The following is a 16,630-nucleotide window of genomic DNA, read 5'->3' on the forward strand; positions in this document are numbered from 1 at the left end:
TTAATACGTCATCAGACGGCGATGGGTGTGAATCGACATCAGCATGCCGAAGCTGGCCATCAGGGTTACGATCGAGGTGCCACCATAGCTCACCAGGGGTAAGGGTACGCCCACCACCGGTAAGAGTCCGGACACCATGCCGACGTTCACAAAAATATAAATAAAAAACGTCATTGTCAGCGCCGCCGCCAGCAGCCTCGAGAAGGTCTCCTGGGCCTGCCAGCTGATAAAAAAGCCGCGCCCGACGATCACCAGATAGATCGAGATCAGCAGCACAAAGCCGATCAAGCCGAACTCCTCGCCGAGCACGGCGAGAATGAAGTCGGTGGACGATTCGGGCAGAAAATCCAGCCGCGACTGGGTGCCGTCCAGCCAGCCCTTGCCGGTGACGCCGCCGGAGCCGATGGCGGTCTTCGACTGGATAATGTTCCAGCCGGCGCCGCGCGGGTCCGCCTCCGGGTTGAGGAAGGTGTCCACCCGGCTGCGCTGGTAGTCGTGCAGGACGAAGAAATACATCAGCGGCGCGGCGATCACCAGCACCAGCACCGCCAGGCTGATCAGCCGCCAGGACAGGCCGGCCATGAACAGCACCACCAGGCCGGCGGCGGCGATCAGGATCGAGGTGCCCAGGTCAGGCTGCACCGCGATCATCACCACCGGCAGGAAAATCAGCCCCAGCGCCGCCAGCACGTCCAGCTTGTTGGGCGGCAGGTTCCGTTCGCTGAAGAACCACGCCACCATCGCCGGCACCGCCAGTTTCATCAGCTCGGCGGGCTGGAAACGGCCGATGCCCGGCAACGTCAGCCAGCGGGTGGCGCCCTTGGCCTCGGTGCCCACCAGCACCACCAGGGCCAGCAGGATCACGCCGATGGCGTAGATCACCGGGGTCCAGAAGCGGTAACTGCGCGGCGGGATCTGCGCCAGCACCAGCAGCACCAGAAAGCCCGCGCCCAACCGGATCGACTGGCGCACCACCAGGTTCAGGTCTCCGCCGCCGGCGCTGTAGAGCACGGCGAGCCCGCCCAGCACCAGAAGCAGCAGTGCCGTCAGCAACGGCGCGTCCAGGTGCAGGCGCGCCGACAGCTTGGTGCCGAGACCGCCGCCCAGGGGCATCTGCCGTTGGTATTCCCGTACGCTCATGGGGCGCCTCCCTGGGTCGTGCCGGCGGTTTGCGTTTGCGGGGTGCGGTTCAGCGGCGGCGGCACCGCCAGCTCGCCGTTGTCATTGAGCAGCCAGGCGTCCATCACCTGGCGCGCCACCGGGCCGGCGGTGGAGCCGCCGTGGCGGCCGTTTTCCACCAGCACCGCCACCGCGATGGCGGGCTCTTCCACCGGCGCGAAGGCGATGATCAGGGCGTGGTCGAGCAGCCGCTCGGCCAGTTCGTCCTCGTTGTAGGTCTCCTCCTGGCCCACCGAGAACACCTGGGAGGTGCCGGTCTTGGCGCCCATCCGGTAGGGCGCCCCTTCGGCCATGACCTTGGCGGTGCCGCGCTCGCCATGGACCACCTCGGCCATGGTGTCCTCCATGCGCTGCCAGTTTTCCGAGTTGCGCAGCGTGACGTCCGGCCGCGGCGGCACGCGCAGGGCGTCGGCGGCCAGGGTGGGCGTCACCTGCTTGCCGTGATGGGCGAGGATCGCGGTGGCGGTGGCCAGCTGCAACGGCGTGGCGAGCATGAAGCCCTGACCGATGCTGGCGTTGATGGTATCGCCGTGGTACCAGGTGGCGCCGCGCGCCGCGCGCTTCCACTCCTTGGACGGCAGCAGTCCGGAGGACTCGTTGAACAGGTCGATGCCGGTGGGCTGGCCCAGCGAAAAGTCGCTGAGGAAATCGTGCATGCGGGAAATGCCCAGCTTGAAGCCCAGGTCATAGAAGTAGGTGTCGCAGGATTGCACCACCGCCTTGTTCATATCCACATGGCCGTGGCCCCAGCGCTTCCAGTCCCGGTAACGGTGCGGGTTGTCCTCCAGCTGGTAGTAGCCGGGATCGAAAATGGTGCGCTGCCAGTCGGTGACCCCGGCGTTCAGGCCCGCCAGCCCGATAAAGGGCTTCACCGTGGAGCCGGGCGGGTAGCGGCCCTGCAGCGCCCGGTTGAACAGGGGGTTGTCCAGGTCTTCCCGGTAGCGGGCGTAGTCCTGGTGGGAGATGCCGTTGACGAACAGGTTGGGGTCGAACACCGGGCGGCTGACGAACGCCAGCACACTGCCGTCACGGGGGTCGATGGCCACCACCGCCCCGCGCCGGTCGCCGAGGGCTTCGTCGGCGGCGCGCTGCACGTCCATATCCAGGGTCAGGCGCAGGTTTTCACCGGGCACCGGCGGCTTCTGCTCCAGCACGCGCAGTATCCGACCGCGGGCGTTGGTTTCCACCTGGCGGTAACCCACCTCGCCGTGCAGGCGGTTCTCGTAGTAGCGCTCCACACCGCTGCGTCCGTAGTAGTGGGTGCCGGCGTAATCGCCCTGCTCGGTGAGGGTCATGCCGTCCAGGTCTTCCGCGTTGAGCCGGTTCACGTAGCCCAGCACGTGGGAAAACAGCTTGCCGTGGGGGTAGTGGCGCACCGGGTTGGCGGCCACGCGCACGCCCGGCAGCCGGTGCTGGTTCACCGTGATACGGGCGATTTCGTCCTCGCTCAGGCGCCCGCGCAGCGGGATCGGGTCCCAGGGCCGGCGCGGCCCCTGCAGACGCTTGTTGAAGCGTTCGATGTCGTCGCTTTCCAGCGGCACCAGCTGGTGGATCTCGCGCAGGGTGCGCTGCAGGTCGGGAATCTGCTCGACGATCACCTCCACGGTGAAGTCCGGCCGGTTGGCGGCCAGAATCTCGCCGTTGCGGTCGGTGATCAGGCCGCGCGGCGGCGGCACCGCCTGGGTCTGAACCCGGTTTTCATCGCTGAGCGTGGTATAGCGGCTGTGCTGGAAAATCTGCAGCCAGGCCATGCGCCCCACCAGCCCCACAGTCAGCAGGGTGACCAGAATGGCGCTCACCAGCAGCCGAAAGCTGAAAATCCGCTGCTCGTGGTGGTGGTCTTTTAAGGTCAGAGGTCGGCGCATTGGGCCCTGATAGTCGGTGGTTCAGCGATGATACGGATGGCCGGCGAGCAGCGTCCAGCCGCGATACAACTGCTCGGCGAGCAGAACCCGCACCAGCGGATGCGGCAGGGTCAGCGGTGACAGAGACCAGCGCTCATGGGCGGCGGCGGACACCCGCGGGCAGAGACCGTCCGGCCCGCCCACCAGCACCACCAGATCCTGGCCCAGATCCTTCAGGGTACCCAGGCGCTCGCTGAGCTGCTCGGTGGAGAGCGCGCGGCCGCCCACTTCGAGCGCCACCTGATGAGCACCGGGGTATTTCGTCAGCCGCTTCTCCAGCGCTTCGCCTTCGGCGCGCACCAGAGCGGCGGTGTCCCCCTTGCTTCTCTTAGGCAGCGGAATCTCCTCGAGTTCCAGGCGCATGTCCGGCGGCATCCTTTTTTGATACTCGCCGAAGCCCTGGACCACCCAGGAGGGCATTTTGCCGCCGACAGCCAGAAGATGAATACGCAAACAACACACCCGCCGCGCAAGTGAATGGCAAAGGGTCAGTCGCTTTGCGGCGACCGGTCCGGATGGTGCGCCGGATTCTGCCAGAGGCGCTCCAGATCATAAAACTCCCGGGTCGCCGGCAGCATCAGATGCACCACCACGTCGCCCAGATCCACCAGGATCCACTCCGCGCCGCGCTCGCCCTCGGTGCCCAGGGGCTTATAGCCGGACTTCTTGGCCTTTTCCATCACCGAATCCGCCAGGGCTTTGACGTGGCGGCTGGAGGTGCCGCTGGCGATCACCATGTCGTCGGCGACGCTGGTGACGGCGCGCACATCCAGGCTGGTAATGTTCTTGGCTTTCATTTCTTCCAGAGCGTCGATTACCAGATCCAGCAAAGGGGGTTGAGAACTCATGGGGCCTCGTTGTGTGCGTGACGGGTTGGGTGAACGGTGTCGGCATTATACAGGCCCAGGCGTCGGATATGGGCCAGCACCGCCGGTGTCAGGTGATAATCGGCGCCATCGTGCTGCAGAGCACGGCGGATATCGGTGGCGGCCACCGCCATTTCCGGGCGGCGCAGCATCAGGCGCCGCCCCGCCGGCCGCCGGCGCAGCAGCGCCGCCGGCGCCGCCGGGAAGGCGCGCTGCACCGACAGCGGCGCCGGCGGGCTGTGCGGGCGTGGCACCACCGCCAGATGGCAGAGGGCGGGAAATTCCCGCCAACGGTGCCAGCGGTGCAGACCGGCGAAGCTGTCCGCGCCCACCACGAACACCAGGGGGCGCGCGCCGATCAGCCGTTTGTAGTGCTTCAGGGTGGCCAGCGTGTAGGACGGCCCGCTGGGGTGTCGCAGCTCCCAGTCGTCGGCGACCAGCTGTTTGTGCCCGGCGCAGGCGCGGCGCACCATGGCCAGCCGCTGCTCGCCGGTGGCCAGGGGCTGGGGCCGGTGTGGCGGCACCGCGTTGGGCAACAGATGCACCGGCGCATCGCCGAGCGCCCGGGATACCGCCAGGGCGGCCCGCAGATGGGCACGGTGAATCGGGTCGAAAGTACCGCCGAACAGGATCAAAGGAAGGTCGGACGCGGTATCACGTCCGAACATGCCCGTCCCCGAGCACCACCCACTTCTGGCTGGTGAGCCCTTCCAGGCCCACCGGCCCGCGGGCGTGGAGCTTGTCCGTGGAGATGCCGATCTCCGCGCCCAGGCCGTACTCGAAGCCGTCGGCGAAACGGGTGGAGGCGTTGACCATCACCGAGCTGGAATCCACCTCGGCGAGAAACCGCCGCGCCAGGGTGTAGTTTTCGGTGATGATCGACTCGGTGTGCCCGGAACTGTAGCGGTGGATGTGCTCCAGCGCCTCGTCCAGGCCGTCCACCAGCTTGATCGCCAGCACCGGCGCCAGGTATTCCTCGGCCCAGTCGGTTTCGGTGGCTTCGCCGATGCCGTCGAGCAGCGCCCGGCTGCGCTCGCAGCCGCGCAGCTCCACGCCGGCGGCCTGATACTGGGCGGCCAGCTCCGGCAGCACCCGCTCGGCGATGCCGGCGTGCACCAGCAGCGTTTCCATGGTGTTGCAGGTGCCGTAGCGCTGGGTCTTGGCGTTGTAGGCCACCTTGATCGCCTTGCCGGCGTCCGCCTGGGCGTCGATGTAGACGTGGCAGTTGCCGTCCAGATGCTTGATCACCGGCACCCGGGCGTCGTTGCTGATGCGTTCGATCAGCCCCTTGCCGCCGCGCGGCACGATCACGTCCACCCACTCGGGGTGGGTGATCAGCTCGCCCACGGCGGCCCGGTCGGTGGTCTCAATCACCTGCACGGCGGTTTCCGGCAGGCCGGCTTCGCGCAGGCCGATGCGCAGGCACTCGGCGATCGCCTGGTTGGAATCGATCGCCTCGGAGCCGCCGCGCAGAATCGCCGCGTTGCCGGATTTCAGGCACAGCGCCGCCGCGTCGATAGTGACGTTGGGGCGGGACTCGTAAATGATGCCGATCACGCCCAGCGGCACGCGCATCTTGCCCACCTGGATGCCCGAGGGCCGATAGTTCAGGTCGGTGATGCCGCCCACCGGGTCGGCCAGGGCGATCACCTGCTCCAGCCCCTCTACCATGCCGTCGAAGCGCTCCGGGGTCAGTTCCAGGCGGTCCAGCAGCGCCGCGTCCAGGCCGCTGTCCCGGCCGCGCGCCAGATCACGCTGGTTGGCGTCGAGAATGGCGCTGCGGTGCGCGCGCAGCGCGCCGGCGATGGCGCTCAGGGCGGCGTTTTTGTCGCCGGCGGTGGCCCGGGCCATGGCCCGGGACGCGCCGCGGGCCTGTTCGCCCACGGTCGCCATGTACTGCTGGATATCCATGTTCTCTGCGATGCCCATTGTTTGACCGGAAAAGAATCGGAAGGCGCCTAGTATAGGCGCTTCGCGGCCCCGGGCGAAACCGGCGCCTGCAGGCTGGTGGGCGCGGGCCTGTTGGCGGAGGGGAGCGGGTTGCGGCGGCGGCTCTGGAAGCAATTGTGGGAGCGGGCCCCGCCCGCGAAAGGGAGCGCAGCTCCCGGCAGAATTCCAGAAACGCTGGCTCTTCCGGTGTCTGGCGCTCCGTATCCGAGACGCGGTGCAATGGTGGTGCCTTCCGGGATCGCTCAAGCCGTCCCTGGCCGCTCTCATTTGGCCATCCATGGCCAAATAGGTCCCTCCAGGCACCACCATTGCACCGCTCACTTGGCAGCGTCACTGCCACGGGTCGACTCCACCCTTTCAGAGAAAGCGCCCGGGCCTTTCAATTTTCCAAGGAGCGCCGGGATCGGGTGGGCCCGTCCAGGACCGTGTTTGGCCAGGGATGGCCAAACGTCGAGCCTACAGGGATGTACTCGTGGCGTGTCCTGGACGGGCCCACCCGATCCCGGTGCGGGCTTTCTGGAGAGAAAGGTCTCTGGAATCCCGCCGGGTGGCTAAAGCCACCCTTTCGCGGGCGGGGCCCGCTCCCACAGCCCGCTCCCACAGGGCCCGCTGCCGCAAAGTCAGGAAACGGACGCTTCGAGGACCCGCACCATGGGGGTGCCGCGGGTGCGGGGGATGGGCAGGGCGGTGTAGAAATCCGCCGGGTCGTGGACGGTGAGGGCGTCGAAGCCCTGGTTCAGGAAGTGGCGCTCGGTGTCGGCGTCGGAGCGGAAGTGGAACGCCACCTGGCTGCGCGATATCGCGCCCAGCAACCCGCCCAGGGTTTTCAGCGTGCGGTGGAAGCGCATGTTGGCGTACAGCGGGTAGTTGTCGCTCAGATACACGCCGCGCGGGAAACGACGCAGGCCGGCGGCCAGCCGGCCCCAGAACGGCGTCACGGTGTCCAGGCTGAAGTAGTTGATCAGCCCTTCGGTGATCACCGCCACCGGCCGCGCCGGGTCCAGGCCGTCGAGCAGGGCGGCGACGCTGTCCGGGCCGTCCTCGGCGAGAATGTTCACCGGCACCACGCGGTGGGTGGCGCTTAAGAAGCCCTTGGCGGCCAGCAGGCGGCGTTTGCGGTCGGCCATGTCGGGCAGGTCCGCCTCCACATAGGTGATCGACGGAAAGCGTTGCCGGAAGCGGCAGCCGCGCGGTGACAGCCCGCAGGCGATCTCCACCACCTGCAAATCCGGATGCTGCTCGATCAGCGCCTCCAGGCGCGCGTCGATCAGATGGTGGCGCTGCAGCAGGAAGGTGCGGATATTGCCGCCCAGTATCCGCTTGCCGAGCGCTTCCATGGGGCTCATGGCGCCGTACAGCAGCGCCCCCGAGCGGGTCTGGAAGAACGGCTCGGAGAGGCCGTTGCGCACCCATACCTGGCCGGTATAGAGCGCGGTGAAGCTGATCGACGAGGTGTCCGGGGCGTGCTTGTCCATGGCTATCCTGCCTGTGGTGGAATCGCAACGCCGAAGGCTAGCAAAGCCGGCCGCCCGGCGCCGGGGGCCAAGGGGCCAAAACAGGCGGCGGTTATTTTTCCAGGATCGCCGGCAGCGGTTTGCCGCACAGGCGCAGCACCAGCCCGGCGAGAAACTGCCAGGGGTCGCCGGGCCCCATGCCTTTGACGGCCTGGTCGGCGCGGATCGCCAGTGCCTGGCACTGGTGCAGCTGGCGCGGCGGCATGCGCCCGGCCTGGGCCTGCAGGGCGCGCAGCCGCTGGGGCGGCAGGCGCGGTGGGGCGCCGCCGGTGGCGAGCGCGTCCAGGGCGCGGATTTCCCGGCCCAGGGCCCACAGCACCACCGGCGCTTCCACGCCTTCGGCGCGCAGGGTGCGCAGAATGCGCAGCGCCCGGTTGGCGTCGCCGCCGCTGGTGGCGTCGGTGAGGTCGAACGGCGTGTAGCGGCTGGAATCGCCCACCGCCTGCTGCACGGTGGCGGCGTCGACGCGGCCGTCCGTGGCCAGCAGAGCGAGCTTGTCCACTTCCTGGGCGGCGGCCAGCAGGTTGCCTTCGCTGCGCTGGATCAGCAGCTCCAGGGCGTCGTCATCGATGGTCAGCTTGAGCGCGGCGAGCCGGTCGCGCAGCCAGTGCTGCAGCTGCTTGCCTTCCACCGGCCAGATCTCCACCACCGCGCCGACTTTTTCCACCGCCTTGACCCAGGCGCTGTTCCAGTCCTTACGGCGGTCCAGCCGCGAGCAGCGAATCAGAATCAGGGTGTCGTCGTTGGGGTGGTCGAGCAGGTCGCGCAGGATCTGGCTGCCGTTCTTGTCCGGGCGTTTTTCCAGCAGCACCAGTTCCAGAATCCGGCGGCCGCCGAACAGGCTCATGCTTTGCGATTCATTGAGCAGGGCGTTCCAGTCAATGCCGGTGTCGGCGCTGAAACGGTGGCGCTCGTCGAAGCCTTTCTGGCGGGCGGTGGCGCGCAGGGCATCCAGGCATTCGTCCTGCTGCAGGGGCTCGTCGCCGGCCACCAGATAGACCGGCAGCAGGTCGCTTTGCAGGTGCTTGGCGAGTTGCTCCACACGCAGGCGCATGGCGGCTAGCGGTTCCGGCTGTCGATTTTGCGGGCGGCGTTGGCCAGCTGGTTGATCAGCCGGTAGGCCACGTCCTCGTAGAGATCGTCGCGCACCAGTTCTTCCTCGTCGGAGGTGGCGGTGACGTTATCCGGCGAATAGGCGAAGCTGCGCAGCGCGGAAATGCGCCGTGGCGGGTTGAGCATCGCCTCGGTGTCGCGGTCCACCAGCTGCCAGGTGATCTCGTAGCGCAGCTCGCGCTCGGCGGCGCGGCCGCGGGCGTCCACCGCCGCGGTGCGGCTGTCCCAGCGTTCGTCGAGAATCATCACGATGTTCTGTGATTCGCCGTGGATCAGCACGCCGCTGGGTTCCAGCTCGTCCTCCAGGGTGTAGCGCAGCCGGGCGCTGGCGCCGTCCAGGGTGATCGACTCCAGCTCCGGCGTGGAGGTCTGACCGCGCAGTTGCCAGCCGGAGCAGGCCGCCAGCAACAGGGCAGCGGCGGTGAGCAGCAGGGCGGTTCGGGCGTGACGTATCACTGGCGGTCTCCGATCAATGTTCAGTTGGCGACAATATTAACCAGCTTGCCCGGCACCACGATCACCTTGCGGATGGTCTTGCCTTCGGTGAAGCGCACCACATTGGCTTCTTCCCGGGCCAGCGCTTCCACGCTCTCTTTATCGGCGTTGGCCGGCACGGTCAGTTTGGCGCGTACTTTGCCGTTCACCTGTACCACCATCTCCAGGGTGTCCTTGACCAGGGCGCTTTCGTCCACCGCCGGCCAGGCGGCGTCGATCACCGCCTCGTCATGGCCCAGGGCGTGCCACAGGGCATGGGCGGCGTGGGGCACGATCGGCGACAGCAGCAGCACCGCCGCTTCCAGGGCTTCCTGGCGCACCGCCCGGGCCGGGCCTTCGTCGCCGCCCTCGTTGAACGAGCGGCTGACTTCGTTGCTCAGTTCCATCACCGCGGCGATGGCGGTGTTGAAGGTGTAGCGGCGGCTGATGTCGTCGCTGACCTTCTGGATGGTTTCGTGGGTCTTGCGGCGCAGCGTTTTGCCGCTGTCGTCCAGGGCGGCCGGGTCCAGCGCCGGGGCCGGGCCGCCTTCCACGTGTTCCGCCACCAGCCGCCACAGCCGTTTGAGGAAACGGTGGGCGCCTTCCACGCCGGAATCGTTCCATTCCAGGGACTGCTCCGGCGGCGCCGCGAACATCATGAACAGGCGCACGGTGTCGGCGCCGAATTCCTCAATCATTTGCTGCGGGTCCACGGTGTTGCCCTTGGACTTGGACATCTTGGCGCCGTCCTTGAGCACCATGCCCTGGCAGAGCAGCCGTTTGAACGGCTCGTCGGACTCCACCAGGCCGGTGTCGCGCAGCAGCTTGTGGAAGAAGCGCGCGTACAGCAGGTGCAGGATGGCGTGCTCGATGCCGCCCACGTACTGATCCACCGGCAGCCAGTAATTGGCGCGGGCCGGGTCCAGCATCGCCTGGTCTTCGTCCGGGCAGGTGAAGCGGGCGTAGTACCAGCTCGATTCCATGAAGGTGTCGAAGGTGTCGGTTTCGCGGAACGCGGGCTGGCCCTGGTGTTCGGTTTTGGCCCACTCCGGGTCGGCCTTGATCGGCGAGGTGACGCCGTCCATGCGCACGTCCTCGGGCAGCACCACCGGCAGCTCGTCTTCCGGCACCGGCACCTGGGTGCCGTCCTCCAGCGAGCGCATCGGGATCGGCGCGCCCCAGTAGCGCTGCCGGGACACGCCCCAGTCGCGCAGGCGGTAGTTCACTTTCTTCTCGCCCAGGCCGCGCTCGGACAGCCAGGCGGCGATGGCGTCGAACGCCTGCTCGGAGGTCAGGCCGTCGAATTCACCGCTGTTCACCAGCTTGCCCTTGGCGGTGAAGGCTTCGTTGTCCAGGTCCAGGGTCTCGCCGTTGGCGGGCTCGATCACCTGATTGATCGGCAGGCCGTACTTGTGGGCGAACTCGAAGTCGCGCTGGTCGTGGGCGGGCACCGCCATCACCGCGCCGGTGCCGTAGCTCATCAGCACGAAGTTGGCCACCCACACCGGCACGTCCTTGCCGGTGATCGGGTGCCGGGCATACACGCCGGTGAAGATGCCTTTCTTCTCCATGGTGGCGATGTCCGCCTCGGCCACGCCGGCGTGCTGGCATTCGTCCACGAAGGCCGCCACTTCCGGGTCGCGCTCGGCGGCCGCCTTGGCCAGCGGGTGGCCGGCGGCCACCGCCATATAGCTGACCCCCATCAGGGTGTCCGGGCGGGTGGTGTAGACGCGCAGCAGCTCGTTGCCCTGCGGGCCCTCGATGGCGAAGTCCAGCTCCACGCCTTCGGAGCGGCCGATCCAGTTTTTCTGCATCGCCTTGACCTGCTCCGGCCAGCCGTCCAGCTGGTCCAGGTCGTTGAGCAGTTCGTCGGCGTAGTCGGTGATTTTAATAAACCACTGGGGGATGTCCTTTTGCTCCACCGGGGTGTCGCAGCGCCAGCAGCAGCCTTCGATGACCTGCTCGTTGGCGAGCACGGTCTGGTCGTTGGGGCACCAGTTGACGGTGGACTGCTTGCGGTACACCAGGCCTTTTTCAAACAGCTGGGTGAAGAACCACTGTTCCCAGCGGTAGTATTGCGGCGTGCAGGTGGCCAGCTCCCGGTCCCAGTCGTAGCCGAAACCCAGACGCTTAAGCTGGCCGCGCATGTAGTCGATGTTCTGGTAGGTCCAGGGCGCCGGCGCGGTGTCGTTCTTGATCGCCGCGTTTTCCGCCGGCAGGCCGAAGGCGTCCCAGCCCATGGGCTGCAGCACGTTCTTGCCCAGCATCCGCTGATAGCGGCTGATCACGTCGCCGATGGTGTAGTTGCGCACATGGCCCATGTGTAGCCGGCCGGACGGGTAGGGGAACATGCTCAGGCAATAGAAGGTCTCTTTACCGGGTTGCTCGGTGACCTTGAAACTGCGGGCGGTGTCCCAGTGTTGCTGGGCTTCCTGTTCTACCTGGTCGGGGCGATACTGTGCGTCCATCGGCTCTCTTAATTGATAAGCGGGTAATTAATAAACGGGATGATATCTGCAAGGGGCCTAGGATACATGAGCATAAGGCGGGCAGACAGCGGATGCGCGGTATGTTGATCACCGCCGCCCTGGCACTGGTGCTGATCGGCGCCACCCTGCCGGCGGTGGTGCGGCAGTTCTATCCGCCGTTACCGGCCAAGGAGCCCGGTGCGCGCCCGGGCGCGGTGGTGGTGCTGGGTGCCGGTCGGCAGCGCGACGGCCAGGACTACCGGCTCAACCCCACCGGCCTGCGGCGGGTCCAGGCCGGGCTGCGCGAGGCCTGGCAGCGCGACCTGCCGATCGTGTTAAGCGGCGGCGCCGAGGACCACGCCCCCGCCGACCCGGACGATTCCGAAGCGGCGATGATGGCGCAGGAAGTGCTGCGCGTCTGGCCGGAGGCCCGCACCCACATCGAACCGAACAGCCGCAGCACCTGGGAAAACGCCCGCAACACCGCCGCCCTGCTGCGTCCTCTGGGGGTGAAGTCGGTGGTGGTGGTCACCGACCGCGCCCACATGCCGAGGGCGATACTCTGCTTCCAGCGCCACGGGTTGCGGGTCGAGGCGGTGGCGCTGGAATCCCTGCCCAAGCCGGCCTGGGCGCCCTCCGCCGGGGCGTTGTCGCAGGTGCCGGTGATCTGGCGCGAGTGGGTCGCGCTGATCTGGTATTACTTGCGCTATTTCTGGTAGCTGCAAGCTACAAGCCGCAGGCTGGCCGTGCCGGTTCAGGTGTCGTGCCTGGGGGCCGGCGGGAGATGCGGCGGGTCCCTTCCATGTCGCGGCGTTTCCGCGGTCACGACCTGCTTGCAGCTTGTGGCTTGAGGCTTGAAGCCCGTTCGCTGGTTTCGGCATCCAAGGCTGCCAGCGCCTGGTAATGGGTCATAAAGACCTCTCCCCTGAGATGCCGCAGAAAGTCGCTGCGTTTCAGCTGGTCCATCACCGGGCCCTTCACCTCCGACAGATGCAGGGTGACGCCGGCGTCCAGCAGGCGCCGGTTCAGGCTTTCCAGGCTGTCCAGGGCGCTGGCGTCGATGTGGTTGATCGCCGAGCAGAGCAGCACCACATGGCGGCGGCCGTCGCAATTCAGCGCCATGTCGTAGATGGCGTCCTCGGTGCGCCGGGCGTTGGCGAAGTAGAGGGATTCATCCACCCGGATCGACAGCACCCGGGGCGAGGTGATCACCGGGTGGCGGCGCACATTGCGGAAGTGCTCGGTGCCTGGCATTTGCCCCAGCTCCGCCATGTGCGGCTGGCTGGTGCGCCACAGGTGCAGCGCCAGCGCCGCGCCCACCCCGGCGATCACGCCGATCTCCACCCCCGCCAGCAGCACCCCGGCCAGGGTCACCAGCATGGCGGTGAAATCCGCCTTGGAGTAGCGCCAGGCGCGCCGCAGCGCGCCCAGGTCCACCAGGGTCAGCACCGCGACGATAATGGTCGCCGCCAGGGTGGCCTTGGGCAGGTAGTAAAACCAGGGGGTGAAAAACAGCGCCGTGAGGGCGATGCCGCCGGCGGTGAACACGCCGGCCATGGGGCTGCGGGCACCGGCGTCGAAATTGACCACCGAGCGGGAAAACCCGCCGGTGACCGGGAAGCCGCCGCTCACCCCGGAGGCCAGATTGGCGGCGCCCAGGCCGACCAGTTCGGCGTTGCTGTCGACCCGCTGGCGCCGCTTGGCGGCCAGGGTCTGCGCCACCGACACCGACTCCACGAAGCCGATCAGGCTGATCAGCAGCGCCGGCAGCGCCAACTGGCCCCACACGCCGGCGTCGAACGCCGGCAACGACAGCGCCGGCAGGCCGCCGGGGATGGCGCCGACCACCGCCACGCCCCGGCTCTGCAGGTCGCCGGCCGCCACCGCCACGGTGGTGCCGATCACTGCCAGCACCGGCCCGGCCTTGGCGAGCAGATCGGCCAGCATGGGCGGCAGCGGCGTGCGCGCCAGCAGCCGTTTCAGCGGACCGCGCGCCCACAGCAGGAAGAGCAGGGCGGCGGCCCCCACCAGCAGGGTGGCGCCGTTGACGCCGGCGGCCTCGCGGAACGCCGACAGCGCCAGTTCCCAAAGCGTGTCGCCTTGCATCGGAATGCCCAGCAGGTGCTTAAGCTGGCTGGCGGCGATCAACAGCCCGGATGCGGTGATAAAACCGCTGATCACCGAATGGCTGAGCAGGTTGGCGATCCAGCCCAGGCGCAGCAGGCCCATGGCCACCAGGAAGACGCCGGAGAGCAGCGCCAGTATCACCGTGGCCGCCAGGTAGGCGCCGCTGTCGCCGCCGGCCACCTGACCGGCGGCGGCCGCCGTCATCAGCGACACCACTGCCACCGGCCCCACCGCCAGAGTGCGGCTGGAGCCGAACAGCGCATAGCCGATCAGCGGCAGAATACTGGCGTACAGACCCATCTGCGCCGGCACCCCGGCAAGCAGCGCATAGGCCAGGCTCTGCGGGATCAGCATCAGGGTGACGATCAGCGCCGCCATGCCGTCGGCGGCGGCGTCGCCGGGCCGGTAGCCTTTCAGCCAGGGGACCAGGGTCAGCCGGTGAGCCATTCACGGCCTTTCAGCATCAGGTCGAAGTAGATGCGCGGCATGGCTTTGGCTTTCAGCCACCAGTAGCTGCTGCGCGCCTTGGTCGGATCCAGCGGAAAGCTGGGTTGCAGCGCTCCCTGATAGCCGAATTCGGCGAGGATCACCTTGCCCTTTTCCACCGTCAGCGGGCAGGCACCGTAGCCCTGATAGCGGCCGCCCATGGGCTTGCCGTCCAGGGTGGCGAGCAGATTGGCGGCGACCACCGGCGCCTGTTTGCGCACCGCCGCGGCGGTTTTGGCGTTGCCGGTGCCGCTGGCGTCGCCGATGGCGAACACGTTCTCGAAACGGTTATGGCGCAGGGTTTCCGGGTCCGCGTCCAACCAGCCGGCGTCGTTGGCCAGGGCGCTTTCCCGCACGCAGCGCGGCGCCCGTTGCGGCGGCGTGACATGCAGCATGTCGAAGGCTTCTTCGCGCTCCTGACGGTTGCCGTCCGCATCGGTGTCCACGAACCAGGCTTTACGGGCGCCGGCGTCCACCGCTTTCAGGGTGCTGTTGAAGTTCAGCCCCACCTGATAGCGGCGCATGTATTCCATCAGCGGCGGCACGAAGGTTTCCACCCCGAACAGCACGCCGCCGGCGTTGTGGAACTGCACGTCGATGTTGCTCAGCCGGTGGTGGCGGCGCCAGTGGTCGCAGGACAGATAGAGCGCCTTCTGCGGCGCGCCGGCGCATTTGATCGGCATCGGCGGCTGTGTGAACAGGGCGCGGCCCTGGTGCAGGTCGCGCACGCACTGCCAGGTGTAGGGCGCGTATTCAAACAGGTAGTTGGAGGTGACGCCGTTGCGGCCCAGGCTGTCGCGCAGGCCCTCCACGCCGTCCAGGTGCAGCTCCAGGCCCGGGGCGGCCACCAGCATGCGGTAGCTGACCCGGCCGCCGTCGTCCAGCACCACCTGGTTCTGTTCCGGCACGAAGGCTTCCACCCGGGATCGGATCCACTTCACGCCGCGGGGCATCACCGAGGCCATCGGCCGGGCGGTGTCGGCGGGGTCGAAGGCGCCGCCGCCCACCAGGGTCCAGGCGGGCTGGTAGTAATGGGTGTCGGCGGGCTCGATCACCGCGATGGTCAGTGACGGCCGGCGTTTGAGCAGGCTGGCGGCGGCCGCCAGACCACCGGCGCCGCCGCCGACCACCAGCACGTCCCAGGTGGTGGCCGCGGAATGGCCGGGGTGCGGCTGTGCCGCGGGGCCGGCGCGCCAGCGTTGTTGCAGCCGCGCTTCTTGCTTGCTCAGGTCGTAGCCCGCCTGATCGGCGGTGGCGATCAGCGTTTTCGGGTCGGTGCGCGCGCTTTCCGACAGCGCCCACAGTGAGCTGCTGCGGTTACCGGTGCGGCAAAACGCCAGAACCGGCCCGCGCGATTGCTGCATCAGCCCGGCGAACCCCAGGATGTCGGTATCGCTGATCTCGCCGGGGGTCACCGGCAGGTGGTAGTAGGCCAGCCCGGCGGCGCGGGCCGCCTGCTCCAGCGTCTCGCTGCTGGGCTGGTCGTCGCCCTCGTTGTCCGGGCGGTTGTTGATTACGGTGTGGAAACCCTGCCGGGCGATGTCCTCCAGCTCACCGGGCTGGATCTGCCCGGCCACGGCCAGATTGGGCGATAGGCGTTTGTAGTCCGACATCGGCTGCTCCTAGAGACGGTTCAACGGAATTTTCATGTAGCGCACGCCGTTGTCCTCCGGCGGCGGCAAATGCCCGGCGCGCATGTTCACCTGCACCGAGGGCAGAATCAGACGCGGCATGCCGAGGGTGGCGTCGCGCTCTTCGCGCATGGCCACGAACTGCGCCTCGCTGATGCCCTCGTGCACATGGATGTTGTGACGGCGCTGCTCGCCGATGGTGGTCTGCCAGCAAAACCGGTCGCGCCCTTCCGGCAGGTAGTCGTGGCAGAGAAACACGCGGGTCTCGTCGGGCAGCGCTAGCAGCTTGCGGATCGAGCGGTACAGGGTGCGCGCGTCGCCGCCGGGGAAGTCGCAGCGGGCGGTGCCGTAGTCGGGCATGAACAGGGTGTCGCCGACAAACAGGGCGTCGCCGATCAGATGGCTCATGCAGGCGGGCGTGTGGCCTGGGGTGTGCAGGGCGCGGGCCTGCAGTTCGCCGACCTGGTAGCGGTCGCCGTCATGGAAAAGGTGATCGAACTGGCTGCCGTCGCGGGCGAAGTCGGTGCCGGCGTTGAACACCTTGCCGAAGGTGTCCTGGACGGTGCGGATGTGATCACCGATGGCCAGCTTGCCGCCGACCTGCTCCTGGAGCCAGGGCGCGGCGGACAGATGGTCGGCGTGCACGTGGGTTTCCAGCAGCCAGTCCACGGTCAGGTTCTGGGCGCGCACGAAGTCCACCAGCTTTTGCGCGCCGGCGTGGCTGGTGTGCCCGGAGGCGGCGTCGTAGTCGAGCACCGAGTCCACCAGCGCGCAGCGCCGGCTTTGCGGGTCGATAACCACATAGCTGACGGTGTTGGTGACCGGATCGAAAAAACTCTCTACCTGCGGGATGCCGGCGGCGGACGGGGACATGAAACCTCCTGAACGGAAAAAACAGCCGGGCGTGCGTCGCGCCCG

General features: G+C 67.7%; 14 protein-coding genes. 1 reads left to right on the forward strand and 13 read right to left on the reverse strand.

All coding sequences use genetic code 11. From position 1 onward, the window contains the following. The 10 genes from rodA to leuS all read right to left on the reverse strand — a co-directional run bounded on the left by rodA (position 1) and on the right by leuS (position 11,468). Positions 1–1,140, reverse strand: coding sequence for a rod shape-determining protein RodA (gene rodA, locus ACMG4O_RS06390; RefSeq protein ID WP_142949572.1), 1,140 nt, complete (start codon positions 1,138–1,140; stop codon positions 1–3). Continuing rightward, positions 1,137–3,044, reverse strand: coding sequence for a penicillin-binding protein 2 (gene mrdA / locus ACMG4O_RS06395; protein WP_414434674.1), 1,908 nt, complete (start codon positions 3,042–3,044; stop codon positions 1,137–1,139). The genes rodA and mrdA overlap by 4 nt, the downstream gene beginning before the upstream one ends. A gap of 21 nt (positions 3,045–3,065) precedes the next feature. Further along, positions 3,066–3,536, reverse strand: coding sequence for a 23S rRNA (pseudouridine(1915)-N(3))-methyltransferase RlmH (rlmH, locus tag ACMG4O_RS06400; RefSeq protein WP_067606308.1), 471 nt, complete (start codon positions 3,534–3,536; stop codon positions 3,066–3,068). A 35-nt stretch (positions 3,537–3,571) separates the two neighbouring features. After that, on the reverse strand, positions 3,572–3,931 hold the full coding sequence (rsfS, locus tag ACMG4O_RS06405; protein WP_067606306.1) for a ribosome silencing factor: 360 nt from the start codon (positions 3,929–3,931) through the stop codon (positions 3,572–3,574). Then, the gene (gene nadD, locus ACMG4O_RS06410; RefSeq protein WP_335629440.1) at positions 3,928–4,617 is read right to left on the reverse strand and encodes a nicotinate (nicotinamide) nucleotide adenylyltransferase; all 690 of its coding nucleotides are present in this window, start codon (positions 4,615–4,617) and stop codon (positions 3,928–3,930) included. The genes rsfS and nadD overlap by 4 nt, the downstream gene beginning before the upstream one ends. Then, the gene (locus ACMG4O_RS06415; protein WP_142949615.1) at positions 4,604–5,860 is read right to left on the reverse strand and encodes a glutamate-5-semialdehyde dehydrogenase; all 1,257 of its coding nucleotides are present in this window, start codon (positions 5,858–5,860) and stop codon (positions 4,604–4,606) included. Before ACMG4O_RS06415 ends, nadD begins: the two co-directional genes overlap by 14 nt. Positions 5,861–6,519: 659 nt before the next feature. Next, positions 6,520–7,374 (reverse strand): class I SAM-dependent methyltransferase, encoded by an 855-nt coding sequence (locus tag ACMG4O_RS06420; RefSeq protein ID WP_414434675.1) that lies wholly within the window; start codon positions 7,372–7,374, stop codon positions 6,520–6,522. 91 nt (positions 7,375–7,465) lie between these two features. Continuing rightward, a complete protein-coding gene (gene holA, locus ACMG4O_RS06425) occupies positions 7,466–8,467 on the reverse strand; it encodes a DNA polymerase III subunit delta (RefSeq protein ID WP_414434676.1) in 1,002 nt (333 codons plus the stop codon). A 5-nt stretch (positions 8,468–8,472) separates the two neighbouring features. After that, positions 8,473–8,982, reverse strand: a complete 510-nt coding sequence (gene lptE / locus ACMG4O_RS06430) for an LPS assembly lipoprotein LptE (RefSeq protein ID WP_142949566.1) — start codon at positions 8,980–8,982, stop codon at positions 8,473–8,475. Positions 8,983–9,002: 20 nt separating this feature from the next. Further along, positions 9,003–11,468, reverse strand: coding sequence for a leucine--tRNA ligase (leuS, locus tag ACMG4O_RS06435; RefSeq protein ID WP_414434677.1), 2,466 nt, complete (start codon positions 11,466–11,468; stop codon positions 9,003–9,005). Positions 11,469–11,569: 101 nt separating this feature from the next. Between leuS and ACMG4O_RS06440 the strand changes: the two genes are divergently transcribed. Then, the gene (locus tag ACMG4O_RS06440; RefSeq protein ID WP_335629445.1) at positions 11,570–12,187 is read left to right on the forward strand and encodes a YdcF family protein; all 618 of its coding nucleotides are present in this window, start codon (positions 11,570–11,572) and stop codon (positions 12,185–12,187) included. Positions 12,188–12,290: 103 nt separating this feature from the next. On the opposite strand, the gene ACMG4O_RS06445 is transcribed toward ACMG4O_RS06440, so the two are convergent. Genes ACMG4O_RS06445 through ACMG4O_RS06455 form a run of 3 tightly spaced genes read right to left on the reverse strand, consistent with a single transcriptional unit; the run spans position 12,291 to position 16,585 of the window. Next, the gene (locus tag ACMG4O_RS06445; protein WP_414434678.1) at positions 12,291–14,042 is read right to left on the reverse strand and encodes a SulP family inorganic anion transporter; all 1,752 of its coding nucleotides are present in this window, start codon (positions 14,040–14,042) and stop codon (positions 12,291–12,293) included. After that, on the reverse strand, positions 14,027–15,694 hold the full coding sequence (locus ACMG4O_RS06450; RefSeq protein WP_414434679.1) for a TIGR01244 family sulfur transferase: 1,668 nt from the start codon (positions 15,692–15,694) through the stop codon (positions 14,027–14,029). Before ACMG4O_RS06450 ends, ACMG4O_RS06445 begins: the two co-directional genes overlap by 16 nt. Positions 15,695–15,703: 9 nt before the next feature. Continuing rightward, positions 15,704–16,585 carry an MBL fold metallo-hydrolase gene (locus tag ACMG4O_RS06455; RefSeq protein WP_335629448.1) on the reverse strand — a complete coding sequence of 294 codons (882 nt, stop codon included), beginning with the start codon at positions 16,583–16,585 and terminating at the stop codon, positions 15,704–15,706. Between the last annotated feature and the right edge of the window lie 45 nt (positions 16,586–16,630).

Source organism: Alloalcanivorax venustensis (assembly GCF_047495515.1).
Classification (GTDB): Bacteria; Pseudomonadota; Gammaproteobacteria; order Pseudomonadales; family Alcanivoracaceae; genus Alloalcanivorax; species Alloalcanivorax venustensis.

Bases quoted from the DNA above. Each gene is read 5' to 3' on its own strand.
- rodA (WP_142949572.1), bottom strand. From the start codon at position 1,140: ATGAGCGTACGGGAATACCAACGGCAGATGCCCCTGGGCGGCGGTCTC.
- mrdA (WP_414434674.1), bottom strand. From the start codon at position 3,044: ATGCGCCGACCTCTGACCTTAAAAGACCACCACCACGAGCAGCGGATT.
- rsfS (WP_067606306.1), bottom strand. From the start codon at position 3,931: ATGAGTTCTCAACCCCCTTTGCTGGATCTGGTAATCGACGCTCTGGAA.
- nadD (WP_335629440.1), bottom strand. From the start codon at position 4,617: ATGTTCGGACGTGATACCGCGTCCGACCTTCCTTTGATCCTGTTCGGC.
- ACMG4O_RS06415 (WP_142949615.1), bottom strand. From the start codon at position 5,860: ATGGATATCCAGCAGTACATGGCGACCGTGGGCGAACAGGCCCGCGGC.
- ACMG4O_RS06420 (WP_414434675.1), bottom strand. From the start codon at position 7,374: ATGGACAAGCACGCCCCGGACACCTCGTCGATCAGCTTCACCGCGCTC.
- holA (WP_414434676.1), bottom strand. From the start codon at position 8,467: ATGCGCCTGCGTGTGGAGCAACTCGCCAAGCACCTGCAAAGCGACCTG.
- leuS (WP_414434677.1), bottom strand. From the start codon at position 11,468: ATGGACGCACAGTATCGCCCCGACCAGGTAGAACAGGAAGCCCAGCAA.
- ACMG4O_RS06440 (WP_335629445.1), top strand. From the start codon at position 11,570: ATGTTGATCACCGCCGCCCTGGCACTGGTGCTGATCGGCGCCACCCTG.
- ACMG4O_RS06445 (WP_414434678.1), bottom strand. From the start codon at position 14,042: ATGGCTCACCGGCTGACCCTGGTCCCCTGGCTGAAAGGCTACCGGCCC.
- ACMG4O_RS06450 (WP_414434679.1), bottom strand. From the start codon at position 15,694: ATGTCGGACTACAAACGCCTATCGCCCAATCTGGCCGTGGCCGGGCAG.
- ACMG4O_RS06455 (WP_335629448.1), bottom strand. From the start codon at position 16,585: ATGTCCCCGTCCGCCGCCGGCATCCCGCAGGTAGAGAGTTTTTTCGAT.